At 52.0% G+C, this 17022-nt stretch carries 10 protein-coding genes; 2 read left to right on the top strand and 8 right to left on the bottom strand.

The features are described 5' to 3' along the window. Window positions 1-9 precede the first annotated feature (9 nt). The 7 genes from NGM62_RS00145 to NGM62_RS00115 all read right to left on the bottom strand — a co-directional run bounded on the left by NGM62_RS00145 (window position 10) and on the right by NGM62_RS00115 (window position 12492). Window positions 10-1428: a glycoside hydrolase family 30 protein gene (locus NGM62_RS00145; protein ID WP_262244974.1), complete on the bottom strand. Its 1419-nt coding sequence runs from the start codon at window positions 1426-1428 to the stop codon at window positions 10-12. A gap of 6 nt (window positions 1429-1434) precedes the next feature. Further along, window positions 1435-2811, bottom strand: a complete 1377-nt coding sequence (locus NGM62_RS00140) for a glycoside hydrolase family 5 protein (protein ID WP_262244973.1) — start codon at window positions 2809-2811, stop codon at window positions 1435-1437. Window positions 2812-2828: 17 nt separating this feature from the next. Then, window positions 2829-3686 carry a glycoside hydrolase family 16 protein gene (locus tag NGM62_RS00135; RefSeq protein ID WP_262244971.1) on the bottom strand — a complete coding sequence of 286 codons (858 nt, stop codon included), beginning with the start codon at window positions 3684-3686 and terminating at the stop codon, window positions 2829-2831. Window positions 3687-3748: 62 nt separating this feature from the next. Beyond that, on the bottom strand, window positions 3749-4648 hold the full coding sequence (locus NGM62_RS00130) for a hypothetical protein (protein WP_262244968.1): 900 nt from the start codon (window positions 4646-4648) through the stop codon (window positions 3749-3751). A gap of 40 nt (window positions 4649-4688) precedes the next feature. Next, window positions 4689-6203, bottom strand: a complete 1515-nt coding sequence (locus NGM62_RS00125) for a RagB/SusD family nutrient uptake outer membrane protein (protein ID WP_262244966.1) — start codon at window positions 6201-6203, stop codon at window positions 4689-4691. 20 nt (window positions 6204-6223) lie between these two features. Beyond that, the gene (locus tag NGM62_RS00120; protein WP_262244965.1) at window positions 6224-9352 is read right to left on the bottom strand and encodes a SusC/RagA family TonB-linked outer membrane protein; all 3129 of its coding nucleotides are present in this window, start codon (window positions 9350-9352) and stop codon (window positions 6224-6226) included. A 248-nt stretch (window positions 9353-9600) separates the two neighbouring features. Further along, on the bottom strand, window positions 9601-12492 hold the full coding sequence (locus tag NGM62_RS00115; RefSeq protein ID WP_262244964.1) for a triple tyrosine motif-containing protein: 2892 nt from the start codon (window positions 12490-12492) through the stop codon (window positions 9601-9603). A gap of 95 nt (window positions 12493-12587) precedes the next feature. Here NGM62_RS00115 and NGM62_RS00110 point away from each other — a divergent pair, with 95 nt between their 5' ends. After that, a complete protein-coding gene (locus tag NGM62_RS00110; protein WP_262244962.1) occupies window positions 12588-14855 on the top strand; it encodes a glycoside hydrolase family 20 protein in 2268 nt (755 codons plus the stop codon). A 5-nt stretch (window positions 14856-14860) separates the two neighbouring features. Here NGM62_RS00110 and NGM62_RS00105 read toward each other — a convergent pair whose 3' ends face one another. Then, window positions 14861-15646, bottom strand: coding sequence for an SDR family oxidoreductase (locus NGM62_RS00105; RefSeq protein WP_262244961.1), 786 nt, complete (start codon window positions 15644-15646; stop codon window positions 14861-14863). 370 nt (window positions 15647-16016) lie between these two features. Here NGM62_RS00105 and NGM62_RS00100 point away from each other — a divergent pair, with 370 nt between their 5' ends. Then, window positions 16017-17012, top strand: a complete 996-nt coding sequence (locus tag NGM62_RS00100; RefSeq protein ID WP_262244959.1) for a LacI family DNA-binding transcriptional regulator — start codon at window positions 16017-16019, stop codon at window positions 17010-17012. Window positions 17013-17022 lie beyond the last annotated feature (10 nt).

Here is a 17022-nt window from a genome sequence, read left to right as displayed (position 1 = left end):
TATACGGTATTAAAAAATGTAAGTCGCCACCGCTCCCTGCTGGAGCGTTGCATTAAATTGTTTTTTGCCATTTTTTACGCTGAATGTTTGGCTCACATTGCCTTCGTTCAATACAATCAGCGCGGTATTGCCCGCCGGTGTTCGGAATGCCACATTTGGTAGCCCTTCTACTTCGTTGGATGCGATGCGTATGGAGCCGGGGCGCACGAATTTGGCCGCGTGGGCTACCACGTAGTACGCAGGATTACGTGTCACGCTGTTGCCTGCAATGGTGATGCCGCCGAGGCAACGGTCGCAGCCGCCGCGGTCGGTATGGGGTTGGTGGTCGGGGCCGTTGGCCAGGTTCCACTCCAATACCGTTCTGCTCCAGTTGCGCGTGGCGCCGATGGTAAGATGCTTGATGTGGTAAGGCATGTCGGTAGAGAGGTCGCCCGGGGCACCTATCCATTGCTCCGTAAAGTGTAGCTCCTTGTCGGGATGCCGCTCATGGACTGCGGAGAGCGCGTCGATGGTGCCGCCATAAAGGTGAAACGCCGATCCGGTGATGTATTTTTTCGCTTCCGGGTCATCCAGGATACTGATTGGATAATCCGGGCGGTCGCAATTATGGTCATAAATGATGATTTTCGTTGTGATACCGGCTTGCTCGAATGCGGGCCCTAAATGGTTTTTCACGAAGTCGCCCATTTCGTCGGCGAGCATCAGCAGGCTGGGATTGTTGCCGGGGTGGAGGGGTTCGTTCTGTACCGTCACCGCATCGATGTGGATGCCTTCTGCCTGCATTTCCTCGATATATCGCACGAAATATTTGGCGTATGCCGGGTAGTAGATGGGTCTCAGGCTTCCGCCGCGGGTGTCGTTGTTGGTCTTCATCCATTTGGGGGGCGACCATGGTGAGCCCATAATCTTCAGCTCAGGATAGATGGCTAGTATTTCTTTCAATATAGGGATGACATCATCGCGGTCGGGTCCAAGATCAAACCGCGCCATGTCGGGGTCGGTCTCGCCGTGGGGCAGGTCATTATAAGAAAACGGATATACGTTGAGGTCTGATGCCCCGATGCTTACGCGTAAGTAGCTCACTCCAATGTGGGTGCCCTCGGTATCGAAAAGCTCTTTGAGCAGTGCTGCCCGTACGTCGGGCGACATCCGGATAAGATGATAGGCGCTGCCCCCGGTGAGGGTGAAGCCAAAGCCATCGATCGTTTGGTAGCGTTGGTTGCTATCTATTTCGATGGTGACGGTGGCGACATCGTTGGAGGCATCCCAGGGTATAGGCAGTTGCTTTTCGAACAATACCGACCCATTGCGTGTGTTCGTAAGCCAGTTTTCCACCTCCGGTCGGGATGGTGAGCATCCGGTTGATAACAATGCCAATGCAGCAAAAAAAAGAATATTGAGCTTTTCCAATGCTTCAGAAACCATCATCGTTAGTTAATAATGTATGGGTGCGGCGGCTGCCACGGCACCCGTATTCACGATACAATTCTCAAACTTTATACTTTCCAGCACCACATCCATAGCGGTGGCACCATCTGTAGGGAAGTTGCCGTGTATGCGCATGAGCGCCGCGTTGGGGTTGGTATCGTGCCGCTTGAGGGGCCAGTGGCACCATCCGATATCGGCATTTTCCAGTTTACGGATATTCTGGCGGAGCCAGTCGTTTGTATTCTCGCCCGTCTCCCCTACCCAAACCGGTACATTCACACGGTCTCTGAAGTTGACCAAGTTGAGGATGCGGTTTATCTGGTTAGGGTCGGGGTCGGCCTGCCGGTCGTCCGCCTCCGATATCCAATACCGGTGGGCACTATATATCAGGTTCTGGCTGTTGGTAAAGTCGCCGGGCAGCAGGCCGTTGTAATTATTACCCCATCCATTTCCCTCTATCATGATGAGGTGGGTATCGCCATTGGCACGGATAGCGTTGACGATTCGATCGTGGATATCGCGTATCCACTGGTTCCGCGGCACATTGTTCGGCTCATTGATGAGGTCGTACCACGCAATGCGGTCGTCGTCGATATACCGCTTTGAAATGTGCTCCCACAACTTTACGGTAATATCCTGGTAGATGGATCTCCCTTGGCCATCTTGGCCCAGCCAGAATTGGTTGGGCTCAAACACATCGGCAATGTTCACATCGGTACCCTGGCCGCCGGGGGCGGCGTGGAGATCAAGCACCACGTAAAGGTTATTTGCTTCGCACCATTCCAGCAGCTGGTCGATGATTGTAAATCCGTCAAGGTCGTCGCGTTCAAACAAGTTGCCCGCATCATACCATGTGGCCAAGGTGTTGGTATAGTCGAGAAGCGTAATCTGTCCGCGGATCACCTCATGTCTTACCGCCCGTTGTTCCTTTGTGAGAAACAGATCGTAATGCATGGGCAGCCGAACCGAATTGAAGCCCAATGAGGCGATATAATCGACATCTTTTCGGGTGATAAAGTTGTCGCGCCACTCGGCATAAAAATGTTCAACATCGGCTTCCGATAGTCCTTCGTTATAGTAAATCCGTTTCATCTGCCACTGGTTGGCCGCTTTGCTTTGGTCGTGCGGATTAAGCATATAACCCTCTTGTAGCAGCCAGTAACCGAGGCCCACGGCGCGTAATACCACTTCTTGGTTTTGGGTATTCACCACTTTCTTCCCGTCGGCCCGGAGGCGCGAGAGGTTATCGAACGATAGCGAAATACGTGCTTTGGGTGGGTCCGGCTCGGGTTGCTGGATGTTGGGTACACGCGGTTCGCTGCCGCCGCAAGCAAGGGTTGCGCAGATACCCAACAGGCCTATTATCCGTTTGGCAGTCGTCATTTGCGTGGTAGTAAGCTTCAATTTTCAATCAACGGATATACCCGTACGTAATCTACTTCCATCCTTGCTGGGAATGCTGCTTCATCGACACCCTCTACGCCACCCCAATTGCCGCCTACGGCCAGGTTGAGTAACCAATGGAACTTTTGGTCGAAAGGCCAGGCTTTGTAGCCGCTCCCTTCATTCTGGAAGTTGAAGATTTGCACGTCATCTACATAACCACGTATATATGCCGGTGTCCAGTCTACCCGATAAAGGTGGAATTCGGTCGTTGCCTTTTCGATTTTTTTGCTGGCCGTTTTCTGTGTGCCTATTACGTGGTTGTACGCCTCGGTATGCACACTGATGTGTACCCGGTCTTGGTCGTACCCCACATGCTCAAGGACGTCTATTTCGCCGGATGCGGGCCACCCGCCGTATTTCCAATCCGTAGGCAGCATCCAAGCTGCGGGCCATGTTCCCACTCCTTGGGGCACTTTGGCGCGTACCTCGAAGCGGCCATACAAGAAATCGGCCTTTCCGCGGCTTACCAACCGGGCCGAGGTATAGGCTGACCCTTCGTGGCCTTCCTTGATGGCCGTGATTGTCAGCACACCGTTGCCTACACGTGCATTTTCAATCCGCTTTTCCGTATAGTACTGGAGCTCGTTGTTGCCCCAGCCGCTGCTTCCGGTGCCGACGTCATATCCCCATTTGTCTTCGTCGGGCAGCCCCTCATAGTCAAATTCATCAGCCCATGAGGCTGCCGCACCAAAGGTATACTCCTTTTGCTGTGGGGGGTGGGGTTCGGGGATATTCGGCTTTCTCGTTTCCTTTCCGCAGGCCACGAGTAGCAATGGGATCAAGAAAAAGCTGGTCATGCGATAATTGTTCATGTAACGTATTTAAAAAATGACAAATGGTAAGCCGGCATTGCTGTCGGCTGGCCATAATAGAGTTAATTTGCGGAACGCAAGGTGAAGGTCCACCAAGTTCCACCACCAATATCAACGCCTACTTTCAAGATGTCGTATCCTTTCCCACCTGCGTTCTGGGTCATTTCCAGGATATCGTAGGTAATTGAGTTTGCAGTCGGTCCTGATGTCGTTTCACCGGTGTTGTGGACTTTTTGAAGGCCGATGTGTGCGCCTACGCCGGTCACCGTTAGCTGGCCAAAGCCACGGACACCGCCGTTTTCCACTACGTTGAACGCAAAGTTGCCCGACGCCCACGGTTGTTGGGCTGCGGGGAGGTTGCTATTCGGTTCGCAGCCGCTGGAGCCCGCGCCAAGGTATCCATCGGCGTAGAAGTCACCCTTATTGTCGTAATTAAACGTCCCTTCGGCATTGAATACAAATGTGTACTCATCGTTGAACTCGCAGGCGCGGCTGGTTACGTCGTCGCCCGTATTTTGCCACCACTCGCCGTTGTCAGGACTGGGGCCTACTTTATACGCACCAGCCTCGGGATTGAGCATCCATACTTTTTCGGTACACCCGGCGATGAACCCCAGCGGGCGGTCGGCGTTGCAGGCCGTCGGGTCGCTTTGGGCGATTGAGACCTGCTTGGTTACGGTAGCGGTACCACCTGCTGTTACGGCTGTCAAGGTCACATCGTATTGGCCCTCAAACGTGAACCGTGCAGATACATTGTCGCCTTTGAATTTTTGTCCGGTGCTTGTTTCCCAGTATGCTATGGAGCTACCGGGGGTTTTGTTTACGAATACCAGCGTGTTGGCATCATTGCCGGCCTGCACTTCGAAATCGGGGGTAGGGATATTCCCTAAATTATATCTTTCTTCCTTGCAGCCATACATGGCAATGGTGGCTATCAAGAGCCCAGTTATTATCCTTGTCATTGTTGTTTCGATTAATGTCTATCGTCCGTTGTTCATTATCCTACTTATACGCTTCGTGCTGTACCAACTGGGTGTTCAGCAGTTCGTTGTAAGGGATGGGCAGCACCTCGTGCTTGCCGGCCACGAAGCCGCGGTCGGCCAATGCTGCGGGCGCGCGGCCAGACCTTACCAAGTCGTACCAGCGATGGCCTTCGGTTGCCAGCTCTTTGCGGCGCTCCAGGAAGATATTGTCCAGCGTAGCTTCGATGGGGCCGAGGCCTACCCGGTTGCGCACGGCATTGAGCAGCTGGTATGCACGGCTGCCGGCACCGCTACCCTGGCCACTTTCCACGAGGGCTTCGGCCTCGAGGAGGTATGTGTCGGCCAGCCGGATCTCGATGTAATTTTGCGGATAGTTCAGCTCGCGCACGCCATTGGTGGCTGCAAACTCGGCGAGGGGGGCATATTTCTGGATAAACCAGCCCGTATTCATGTATCCTTTTTCGTATTGTGCCTCACCGATTTTTTCCAAGCTATCCACGTCGGCTACCGTTGCTTTAAAACGCGGGTCGCTGTGCATCAAGTCATACAGCTCTTTCGTGATGGGGCAGAAGCTCCATCCCGAATAATAAGACGGGCCGCTATAGCCGCGCGGGCCGAACATGACCGTTGCGACGTTGCCATAAAACACGCCCCACGCACCCCAGTCCAGCGCACCGACGGCTGAATGCACAATTTCAAAAATCGATTCGGAATGGAATTTATTATCTGGACGGAAGAGGTCATCGAAGTCGTCCAGCAGGTGGTAGCCGTATTGGCTGGTGCCGCCGGGTGTGCCGTTCACCTCGGCCAGTTGGGTAGCGGCGTCGCTCCACTTTTTCTGGTAGATATAAACCTTGCCGAGCAGCGCTTGGGCCGCCCCCTTGGTAGCCCGTCCACCTTCCGTTGCACCGGGTACGGTAGTTGGCAGCGAGGCTATCGCATCTTTCAGGTCTTGTTCGATTTGTGCATATACTACTTCAGGTGCCACCTGTGTTTGTTCCCGCATGTTGTCTGTTGTCAGCGGTTCGGTATAGAAGGGGATGTTGCGGAACAACCGTACCAAATCGAAATAGTAGTAGCCCCTAAGGAATTTCGCTTCCGCGATGTAGCGGGCGGCAAGCGACTCGCTGAGCCCCGGTATGCCGGCTTCGATCTTTTTGATGAAGATATTGGCCCGCGATACACCGGTGAAATTCCGGTCCCAATAGTCTTCTTGGGGGCCGATGGACTCGTTGAGCGTATAGTTGCTCCAGCGTTGCCAGGTCTCCATGTCATTGGGGCCGCCGCCACCGGCAACGTGGTCATCGGAGGCCGCGTTTACGGCGCCGAAATTGAAATAGGTAACGGCGGTTTGCCACCCTACGGGGTCATATACCGACACCAGGCCCGCAAACGCCTCATCGGGGTTGCTGTAATAGGTCTCTTCCATGAGCGTGCCCTTCGGATCGGGCGAGAGGAACTCTTTGGAACAGGAGCTGGCAAGAAGCAGTGTCATTGCTAAAGCAGCTGCATATAATTGAGAATTCTTATTCATGATCTTACTTATTTTGAGGGTTACAACGAAAGATTTAAACCAAAGAGGAATGAGCGCGCTTGGGGATATACCCCGGTGTCGATCCCCCATACGTCAGAGCCGCCGCCGACTTCCGGGTCGTAGCCGGTGTAGCTGGTCAGTGTAAACAGGTTGTTGCTGCTTACATAGGCGCGGACTTTGCGAAGGCCGATTTTCCCGGTCAATGCCGTGGGGAGGGTATATCCCAGTTGGACCGTTTTGATACGCAGGTATGAGCCGTCTTCCAAGTGGAAATCGGATGGTTTCGAATAGTTCTGGTTCGGGTCGGCCAGTGTAACCCGTGGGCGGTCGTTGGTACTTCCCTCGCCTACCCATCGGCCTAGGATTTTATTGTGCCAGTTTGCGTTGGTAATGTCCAGACGACGCAGGCCCTGGAAAATCTTATTGCCTGCTGCGCCCTGGCCAAATACCAGCAGGTCGAAATTTTTGTAGGCTGCATTGATGGTCAAGCCATACGTCAGGGTTGGGATGGGGGTGCCCAAAAATGTCCGGTCTTCTGAAGTGATGCTGCCATCGCCGTCGAGATCGGCCCATTTAAAGTCGCCCGGCACCGCACCGGGCTGTATGCGGGTTCCTTCTGGGCCCACATAAGCATCGATTTCCGCTTGGTTTTGGAATACGCCCGCGATCCGGTATCCGTAAAATGAGTTGTAGGAATGGCCTACGGTAGTACGTTGCAAGCCGTGTACGAAATTCTGCACGCCGCCCGCCCCGTCTTCGATAAAGGCGATGTCTTCGCCAAGAAAGGTTACCGTATTGGTGGTATGCGAGATGTTACCGTTTATCCCTAGGTTGAGGTCGCCGATGTTTTTCCGGTAGCCCAGTTCAAACTCAACACCGGTCGATTTCAGATCGGCAAGGTTTGCCGTCGGCGTTCCCAGGCCGGTGTATCCCGGTATAGCTACCGGGCGTAGGATACCGGTGGTCTTTTTGTCGAACCAGTCGAATGTCGCGCTCCAGTTGCTGAAGAGCGAGGCATCCAAGCCAATATCCAATTGGCTGGTTTCTTCCCATCCCAGGCTAGGGTTTGCGGGGGCATTAGGGCTTGCGCCGATATACATGTTGTCTACCCCGAAAATATAATTCCGGCCGCCACCCATCCCGATGGTAGGCACATAAAGGAAGTTGCCGATGTTGTCATTCCCGGTTACGCCGTAAGATGCCCTGATTTTAAGGTTATTCAGGGCGTTTGTGGGCGTCCAGAATTCTTCGTTGGTCAGCACCCAACCCACGGATGCCGAGGGGAATACGCCATACTTCCGGTCGGCACCGAAGCGGGATGAGCCATCGCGCCGGATGATACCGGTGAACAGGTACTTCTCTTTGTAATCATAGGTGACCCGGCCGAACAGCGACGAAAGGTTGTGTGTAATCCCGTCGTACGCATCGGCTAGCCTGTCGCTCGTCGGTACTTTTAGGTTGAATGTTGCCTCATCAAAATTGCTGGCTGCGATGTTATTGAAGCTGATATTGATTCCGCTGGTGAGGTTTTCCAGGTAAGCACCTTGGCCCAGCAATACCGTAAAGTTGTGGCCCTCAATTTCCCGGCTATATGATACGGTATTTTCGATATTCCAGTTGAACCCCTGGTTGCGGCTCCGGTTGAAGTTGGTGGTGGATCGGTTCTGTGCCGCGTTGAGGTAGTAAATGCCGTTGTAGCTCTCGTCGCCCCACCAGGCGAGTTTAGAGCCTACTGTCGACCGTATGCGGAGCCCCTCGATGGGTTCTATCTCGGCATAGACATTGCCGACGATGTTGTGCGACCAGCCGTAATTTCCCAGCCGTGTGTCTACGTAGGCTAATGGGTTGGTCATTTCCTGGGCCACATTGGGCGATATCCCATAAGGATTGCCCGCCGCATCGCGTACCACGGGTTGGTTGCTGTACGGCGGTTGGTTAAGCAGGCTTTCGTCAGTGATGATCGTCGGGGTGAGTGGGTCGAGGTTGATGGCTGAGCTCAGCGGCCCGCCAAACTCGGTATTGGGGTTCAAAGACCCCTGGCTTTTGATGAACGAGTAACCCAGATTCTCGCCAAACCGCAGCCAATTGTTCACCTTGTGGTCTGAATTGATACGTACGTTGTACCGGTTGTAGTTTGAAATCTCGGGAGTAACTACACCGTCCTGGCCATAATAGCCGAAAGAGGTATAGAAAGTCGATTTCTCACCCCCACCGCTGATACTCAGCTCGTGGTTTTGAATGGGGGCATTGTTTTCGAATACGGTACTTTGCCAATCCGTGCCTTCGCCCAAGGAGGCGGGGTTTGTGTAGATGATGGCACCGCCATCGTTTAGCGATGCTTCGTTGCGGACGGTCGCATATTCGGTCGCATTGAGCAGATTCAGCTTTTTTGCGGGTTCTTGTGTGCCGTAGTATCCGTTGTAATTGATTACCATATCGCCTGAACGGCCTTTTTTGGTGGTCACCAGAATAACGCCCGAGGCGGCACGTGTACCGTATATGGCGGCGGAGGCCGCATCTTTCAGCACGTCGATCGATTCGATATCGGACATGTTAAGGTAGTCGATGCCGCCTGCGTCAACAACTACGCCGTCTACTACATAAAGCGGAGTGTTGTTGTTCAGGGTGGTTACCCCCCGAACACGTATGGTAGCAGCCGACCCGGGAGCACCCGAATTGCTGGTGATGGTAACACCCGATGTACGTCCCTGCAGTGCGGTTTCGATGCGGCCCACCACCTGGTTTTCGATGTCATCTGCCCGTACGCTCGTGATTGCCCCGGTCACCACGGCTTTTTTCTGTGTGCCGTAGCCAATGACCACCACCTCTTCCAGTGTGCTCAGGTCTTCTTCCATAGACACGCTGACGATGCCGGCGGCGGTCACCACCCGTTGTTGTGTGACCATCCCCAGCTGGGTGAATACCAATGTGGCGCCCGCTTCGGGCACGGTAATCGAGTAGTGGCCGGAATCGTCCGTACCCGTTGCTGTGCTTGCGCCCTGCACTGTTACGGTTACGCCCGGCAGGGGCCTACCGTCTGCCGCTGCGGTCACCGTACCCGTTACTTGGAGGGGTGTTTGCGCGGCAAGCGCAAACGGTAAAAAGCACATACACAGCACCATCAATGCATGTAAAACTCCTTCTTTCATAATAATTGCTATTATTAAGGGTTAAAAAAATTGGTTCAATACATCCTGCCTACCTGCGGCAGAAGCATGAGACAAAACTAGCTGTTGGAACAGGAAAACCTAGATAACGGTATTCTACAATACCCCTACAAGCCGGTGAAAAAAAGCCGGAAACAGGTAGTTTTAGCGCTACAATACCCCTACAGCTGGTTTGTAATTAGTTGAATATTAAGTTATTGTAAAATAGTGAATATTTCTACCTGTAAAGGTTAGGTTTTGGTGGCCATACGCAGCAAAAATTCGTAAAGGTTCTGCTCGGGGTCGAGCCGAAGCTTCTTGCGCAACCGGTAGCGGCCCACTTCGACCGCCTTTATGGTGATGTTCATCAGCTGCGCAATTTCCTTGGAAGATAAATTCATCCGTAGAAAAGCGCACAGCTTGAGTTCATTGGGTGTGAGGTCGGGGTATTGCTCTTTCAGGTTAGTAAAGAAGCCTTCGTTAACGTGGTTGAAATGTACGCTGAATTGTTCCCAATCCTCATCGGTGCGCTCCGCATTGCGGATCAGGCGGATGAGTTGCCTGAAGTTGATGGTACTGTCGTTGAAGTCGTGTTTCTTGACTACAGACAGAATGGTTTCTTTGATTTTGGCGAGCACCTCGCCGCGCTGCACCAAATGCATGGTAATGTTTGCCAGTTCTTTGTTTTTGAAATCTATTTCGGCTTCCAGCTTTTCATTTTTCAGTCTTACCACCTCTTTTTCACGTTGGTCAAGCTCCAGTTGGTTCAGGTACAGTTCGCGTTCGTGCTTTTGCTGCAGCTTCCGTTTCTGCCATTTAAACAAGAGGAAAATCAACAGGCAGATAAGCATGGCATACACGGTATAACTTATCGCGTTGGCATACCAAGGTGGTGTTATCACAAAGTGATAATCGTTAACAGCCGATTCATTTCCCTTGGTATTCCTCGATTTCACCTTAAACGTGTAATGCCCGGGAGGTAGGTTGGTGTACTCCTTTTCACTGCGGTTGCTCCACGTAGACCACCCCTTATCAAACCCTTCCAGCATATAGGTGAACTCCACGTTGTCTTGTTGGTCATACAGTGTGGTAGAAAACGAAAATTGGAATGAATTGGATTGATAACCCACCACGGGTGATGCGATATCAGTTGTATGGTGCCCGCCATACAGTGTCTGCTCCTGCTTGTCGCCGGCTGTCACGGTCACCTGGCTAAGTAGGATGTCGGGTCGGCTCACCGTTGCTTTGTGCCGTTTGTAATTGAGGTGTATAGCACCCTTATTGGCCCCGATGAAAATGTTCTCCTCGTTTAGTGCATAAATGGTTTCATAGCCGCCCAGCACTTTACCGTTGAGTTCCGGGAAATAGGTAATGGTAAATGGTTCGTCGCCATTGGGTTGGCTAAAATCGGCTACCCCCAATTTTTTGTGGCTCATAAACCATACATTCCCGTCATTATCCTCTTTGAGGTATTGGAGTTCTATACCGCGGAATCGTTCGTAAAATACCGGTGATGGGATGAATGTGTCTGTTTCGGCATCGTATTCATAAATACCGTCTTTACTGGCTACGGTAATTTTATTTTTGATCAGGAAGAGGTAGTTGTACAGTGTGGATGGCAGCCCGTCCGTTTCGGTATAGGTTTTCTGCTGGCTTACTGCAGTATAGTCTTCTGATAGCTGCAACTTGAAGATGCCCCGGTAGGGGTGTGATGCCCAGACACTATTATTGCTTTCGTCATAGTGGGCAAACCGCAGGGATTCATAGGGGCCTTCCACCCGTCCGGCATCCAGGAAATTGCGGTTATCCCCGAAGGTTAGCAGTTGCAGGCCGAGGTAAGTCCCCGCGATGACGTGTGCGGAGGGGAAAACGCGGGACAGCGGTTGGAACAACCAGGTACCGGGTATGCTGTAAATGTTGCGGGCCGTTTCGCCCACAACCTCAAACGCGCCGTCTTCGTGGGCCATCAGCAACCGGTTGTTTATCTCATTGAGCCCCCATACCTGCCCGTCAGTATTTTCCACTTCAGCAAAATCGGCATTGGAGAGGCTCAGGTCTGATTGGGAGCCATCGATGGGCGACGCGTATAGGCCATTGGATGTACCAATATACAAATGCTCGTTAAAAAGCCGGATGGCGTAGCTGCTCGTAGGGTTGGTTTTGTCGGGTTGGATGTATTTCACGGCGCTATTCACGGCGATGAAGTCAATACCATCATCGAGGGCCAGCCAAAGGTTTTGGTTACGGTCTACAAACACCTTACGCACGTTGTTTTTCTGAAGCCCCTCACCATACACATATTGTTGTATCAGCTTGTTTGCACGGTCCATAATAAGCACGCCGGCCGATGTGGTGCCAAATACAAACCAATCTGCATTGAGCGGTAACCCGCAATAAATGCGGTCTGCTATAAACGAATCGTCCAGCGGTGTTTCTTTGCGGATAAGCGTATTATGGGTGAGGTAATAAAGGCCGTTTTTCAGCGTGGTAACCAATAAGGTGTCTTGGCTATAAGGCATGATACCCGTTATTACAGTTGCGTCGAGGTCGGGGTGGTTGGTCAGCGGCTTCCAAAAACCTTGGTCATACCGCATAATACCCTGGTGCATGAGATGTGCATATAGCGCCCCCTCGGCCATGCCGAGAAACTGCCATTCGGTAGCGGCCTTATCTACCGTCATGCGGCCGTCTTTGTAATGGAAAATCTTGTTGTTGGTTCTAAAGAATACTTCATCGCCCCTTATGGCGATGTTCCACACGTCTGCGAATTTATGTTCTGTTTCGGGGATGAGGCCTACCATGGAGTGGTATTGTAGCCTTCCCATCGAATCGGCTTCAAAGTAACCCAACTCGTCTTGCCCGCCTACAAATACGCGGTTGTTTTTGTCGATAGCCACTGAACGGACGACGGTTGAGTTGGGCAGTGGGAAAATATGCCAATACCGGCCATTGAAGGTGAGGAGCCCTTCGTTATTGCCGAAATACATGATGCCCTGTGAATCCTGAGCGATATCCCAATTCTGCAATCCGCCCCGGTACTCATTGTTGTTATAGTTGATGATTTGTGGAATAGCCACCCGATGTTGGGCGAACCCATGTAGAAAGGCGGCGACAATACAGCAAATGAGCAAGGTTCTTTTCATGGACAATTGCGCGAAACGCAAAGGTAACGATAATTGGATAATTTGGGTGTTTTGACTAAGTTTGTGTCAGATACATATATAACAAACAGATTCGCATGGCTCGAAAAGTATCCCCATATTCACTGGGATTGCTTGTTTTACCGCTGCTATTGGCGGCGCCTGCCTACGCCCAAAATCAAGTATCCCTTATCCCGAAACCTAATCATGTCGAGATGCATGAAGGGGGGTATATATTCCCCTCCGCAACGCCATTTGCCGCGTTTGAGCCCTTTATGGAAGTAGCTGCGCTGCTGTATGACCATCCCTTCGCCCAATTTACGGCTGTGGAGCGCATCAAGTCACACAAGCGTATACCCGCAACAGGTGTGAGGCTTGTGCAGGCGCGGGCGGAAGACCGGCTCACCAACGATGCCTATCGGTTGGTGGTCGATACATCGGGCATCGTTATCACGGCCCATCAAGCCCCCGCCATGCTCAACGGTATATTGACGGTGCTCCAGCTGGCCTATACACAACCCGATGGGAGGCGATTGCCCGCTATGGTTATCGAAGATAAGCCGCGGTTTGGCTATCGGGGTCTGCACCTTGATGTTTCCCGGCACTTTTACCCGGTGTCTTTTTTAGAAAAGTTCATCGACCTGATGGCGCTTTACAAGTTCAATACATTCCATTGGCACCTTACGGATGGCGCGGGTTGGCGGCTGCAAATCAATAAATATCCGGCATTGACGCAGCGGTCTGCTTGGCGTACCCATCCGGCTTGGAAAGATTGGTGGCACAATGGGCGGCGTTACCTCGACATGGGTGAGCCCAACGCGAGCGGCGGTTATTATACACAGGCAGAAGCGCGCCAATTGGTTGCCTACGCCGCGCGGAAGGGCATCACCATCATTCCCGAAATCGAAATGCCCGGCCACTCCGAAGAAGTGCTGGCTGTTTATCCCGAGCTTTCATGCACGGGGCGGCCTTACCAGCATAGTGCTTTCTGTATCGGAAATGAAAAAACGTTTACGTTCCTCAAGGACGTATTGACGGAGGTGATGGCTGTATTCCCGTCGAAATACATCCATATCGGTGGCGACGAGGTTGATACGACATCTTGGGGCACATGTGCTAAATGCAGGACCCGCATGGAGCAATTGGGCGTGGACAGTATAGCTGGCTTACAGAACTATGCCGTAGCACGTATCGATAGTTTTTTGCAGGCGAATGGGCGGAGGCTGATCGGCTGGGATGAGATCCTGGATGGCGGGGCGCCGAAAGATGCTACTGTGATGAGTTGGCGGAATGTAGAAAGTGGCTTAGCAGCGGCCAATGCGGGGCATGATGTGATAATGACGCCCAATTCGCACCTCTATTTCGATCATTACCAAGGCAATCCGCGTACGGAGCCCGAAGCCATCGGGGGTTACATACCGTTGCAGGCAGTTTATGGCTACAATCCCATACCTGCGGGGCTCGCTGCCGACAAGGCGAAGCATATCCTAGGTGCGCAAGGGAATATCTGGACCGAATACATGCCCACTACCGATCAGGTGGAGTACATGGCCTTCCCGCGGGCTATCGCGCTCGCTGAGGTGGTGTGGTCCGACCCCGTGGGGCGCGATTGGGATGATTTCAATAAGCGGCTGCAAACACATTACCGGCTATTGCAGCAGTTGGACGTCAATTATTACCGGCCGTCGTACGCCGTTGATATCCATGTGGACTTCAATCCCGACACATTGACCAATACCGTTTCGTTGACGACGGAGCAAAACGAGTTGGGCATCCACTATACCACAGATGGGAGCGACCCGGTGGCGGGCTCTACGCTGTACACCAAGCCTATTGAATTGGCCGTGCCGGCTACCATCAAAGCAGCTTATTTTGTAGATTCAGCACGTGTGGGGGGCATTGCTACGGCCAAAGCCGACATCCATAAGGCAATCGGGAAAAACATTGTGTACCAAACCGCGTGGGATGCATCGTATCCCGCGCAAAAAGACAGTACCCTGCTCAATGGCCAAAAGGGAGGCGAGCATACCGGCGGTGGGCAGTGGCAGGGTTTTGTCAACAACGTTGATATAACCATCGATTTCCAGCGCCGGGAGGCAATCAACTCGGTGGCGATTGACTTCTTGCGCGATCCGGCGGCCAACGCCTATTTGCCCGGCGAGGTGACGGTACTTTTTTCCGACAACGGCAAAAATTTCAGAGAAGCCGGTACGGTGACCAACGGAGCAGCTACGGACAGTGGATTCCGTGAGGTCAAAACCTTTTCGATCGATTTCGATGTCCAGCAGACGGCACGGTACGTGCGTGTTGTTGCCACAAATGTGCACAATGCGCTATTGCTTACCGACGAGGTGGTGGTGTATTGAGGTGATTAAATAGCCCCGATTTTCCCGCCATCCACAGGGATGCTGGCGCCGGTGACGTACGCGGCGGCGGACGATGCCAGGAATGCGGCCACGGCTGCAATCTCTTCCGGTTTGCCAAACCGCCGGGCCGGGATTTCACCGGTCATGCCGTCGATGATTTCACTTACGGCCGTGCGTGCAGCTGCGGCCCTTTTTTCAATGAGATGATGTAGACGGGCAGTTTCGGTGGCCCCCGGCAGGATGTTGTTTACGGTGATGCCGTATTGCGCCACTTCGTTGGACCACGTTTTGGCCCACGAGGCTACGGCCCCTCGTATGGTGTTGCTTACACCCAGTCCGGCTATGGGAATCCGTACCGATGTGGAAACCACATTGATGATGCGGCCGTAAGCCGCCATTTTCATCCCCGGCAGTACCGCCTGGGCAACCAGTTGGTTGACGACGAGGTGCTGTTCAAAGGCTTTGATGAACTGCGTGGCAACGGCATCGGTGATATCGCCCGGGGCCGGCCCGCCGCTGTTGTTGATTAAGATATGGATGGGTTGCTTTTCGACCAAGGTGGTCACTGCCCTTTCGGTACTTTCCGTGTCTTGGTAGTCGGCCACTAGATAGCTGTGCTGTTGGTTTACTGCTGTGTCCAATTGGCTTACGGCCTGCTGAAGGCGGTTTTCGTTGCGGGCCACGAGCACACAGGAAGCACCTAATAATGCGAGCTCCTGGGCGATGGCCAGGCCTATTCCTTGTGACCCGCCGCCCACGAGTGCGTACCTGCCATGTAGGGAAAGATTCATTTCGTAGTGATTTATGGTGACTAAGGTAACGGTTTTGCGGGACTGCTTCAACTAGTGTCTTACATCTAATACGAGTACAATAATTTAATCGTTTAAACGATTCTTCGTCTTTTAGCGTTCTTTTTTGAGCTATTTAACGTGATATGGGTTGGTTTTCGATATACTTGCCTCTTATAAGAAGCTATCTATATATTAGTATTATGTAGTATAACAAAAACATTTACAGTTTGTTAACATTATATTTAGATGAGTCTATTTGTTTTGTGCAGTCAGTTCAAGAGAGAATAAAAATAAAATATTTTGTTTAATCGATTAAATATTTCTTTCTTTGTAGTGATCAATTATAGCGAAGATGTCAAAGAAAGTTTCCATGAAGCGTATTGCGACCGAGTTAGGGGTTTCCGTGGCCTTGGTGTCGTATGTGCTCAATGGGAAGATGACCGACCGAATCAATGAGGATACGGCCAAACGGATCCGGGATCTGGCGGAAAAGCTAAATTACCGGCCTAATCAAATCGCCAAGAGCCTAAAGAATAGCAAAACATATACCATGGGCCTCATCGTGGCTGATATATCCAATTTTTTTTATTCGCATTTGGCGAGGTATATCGAAGAAGAGGCCAACACGCATGGTTATAATTTGATATTTGGGAGCGCTTATGAAGACCCCAAACGTTTTGAGAATATCCTCAATGTGTTGATCGGGCGTCAGGTAGACGGCCTGATTTTGGCCGTGCCGGAGGGTGCAGAGCATTGCATCCCTTACCTGCAGGAGATTGAAATCCCGTTCGTTCTTATCGACCGGGAGTTCCCGCAATTTGACAAGATCACCACCATCGGTCTCGATAATTTCAAATCTTCTAAAAGTATTGCCGACCATTTTCTCTCACAGGGTTATAAACGATTGGGGGCCGTAGGCTTATCGACTAACCTGTATCACCTCCAAGAACGGAAGCGCGGCTTCGTTGAGACGGCTTCTGCGAGTCTGCCGGCTGGCGCGGTGTTTAGTTACGAAATTATTGAGGAACGGTTGAATGAAGAAATAGAGGAGGTAGTGGCCACGGCTGTAAATCGTGACAAACTGGATGCGATCTGTTTTTTTACCAACAAAATAGCGATGGCGGCACTTCCAATAATTGTTAAGCTCAATCTGAAGGTCCCAGACGACATCGCTGTCGTTTGCTTTGACGAAGCAGAGGCCTACAAGTTGTTTTCGTGCCCACTCACCTATGTGCGGCAACCACTGCAGGCCATGAGTAGCTTAGCAGTAGATTACCTGACGGATGGCGAACAACGTCTGCGGGGCAATCACATTAAATTCGATTCGGACTTGGTGGTCAATAGGTCATCACTACGTACGTTATAAATGCTAATAG

Source organism: Parapedobacter soli, from assembly GCF_025460835.1.
GTDB classification, from domain to species: Bacteria; Bacteroidota; Bacteroidia; order Sphingobacteriales; family Sphingobacteriaceae; genus Parapedobacter; species Parapedobacter soli.
The sequence above is the reverse complement of the archived record's forward strand: the minus strand, read 5'-3'. Positions and strand labels throughout refer to the sequence as shown.

Bases quoted from the DNA above. Each gene is read 5' to 3' on its own strand.
- NGM62_RS00145 (WP_262244974.1), bottom strand. From the start codon at position 1,428: ATGATGGTTTCTGAAGCATTGGAAAAGCTCAATATTCTTTTTTTTGCT.
- NGM62_RS00140 (WP_262244973.1), bottom strand. From the start codon at position 2,811: ATGACGACTGCCAAACGGATAATAGGCCTGTTGGGTATCTGCGCAACC.
- NGM62_RS00135 (WP_262244971.1), bottom strand. From the start codon at position 3,686: ATGAACAATTATCGCATGACCAGCTTTTTCTTGATCCCATTGCTACTC.
- NGM62_RS00130 (WP_262244968.1), bottom strand. From the start codon at position 4,648: ATGACAAGGATAATAACTGGGCTCTTGATAGCCACCATTGCCATGTAT.
- NGM62_RS00125 (WP_262244966.1), bottom strand. From the start codon at position 6,203: ATGAATAAGAATTCTCAATTATATGCAGCTGCTTTAGCAATGACACTG.
- NGM62_RS00120 (WP_262244965.1), bottom strand. From the start codon at position 9,352: ATGAAAGAAGGAGTTTTACATGCATTGATGGTGCTGTGTATGTGCTTT.
- NGM62_RS00115 (WP_262244964.1), bottom strand. From the start codon at position 12,492: ATGAAAAGAACCTTGCTCATTTGCTGTATTGTCGCCGCCTTTCTACAT.
- NGM62_RS00110 (WP_262244962.1), top strand. From the start codon at position 12,588: ATGGCTCGAAAAGTATCCCCATATTCACTGGGATTGCTTGTTTTACCG.
- NGM62_RS00105 (WP_262244961.1), bottom strand. From the start codon at position 15,646: ATGAATCTTTCCCTACATGGCAGGTACGCACTCGTGGGCGGCGGGTCA.
- NGM62_RS00100 (WP_262244959.1), top strand. From the start codon at position 16,017: ATGAAGCGTATTGCGACCGAGTTAGGGGTTTCCGTGGCCTTGGTGTCG.